We start from the raw sequence: 255 nt of genomic DNA, 5'->3' as shown, positions 1-255 counted from the left end.
ACCTTACCGGATGTTTTATAGTAGGCACGGTAGACTTAGTAATTGAAGAAGGAACCATTGCCAATGCGATTCCGGTGGATGATGCAGCCGTAACCAAGTGCGATGACCAAGATGATACTAACGATGGTAGAGCTGAGTTTAATCTAGATGCTGATGTAACACCAATTTTATTAGGAGCCAATAATTATCCGGATACGGTAGTGTATTATTTTGAAAGTCTCACAGTAGCACAAGCAGCCGCAGCACAGAACGATT

General features: G+C 42.4%; 1 protein-coding gene. It reads left to right on the top strand.

Annotated features, from left to right (window positions below; all coding sequences use genetic code 11):
- Positions 1 to 255: hypothetical protein (locus EQG68_RS15160; RefSeq protein WP_164975485.1), on the top strand; the 255-nt coding region annotated here is incomplete at both ends.

The organism is Flavobacterium piscinae (assembly GCF_004122145.1).
Lineage (GTDB): Bacteria > Bacteroidota > Bacteroidia > Flavobacteriales > Flavobacteriaceae > Flavobacterium > Flavobacterium piscinae.
This window is presented reverse-complemented; position numbering and strand designations above follow the sequence as displayed.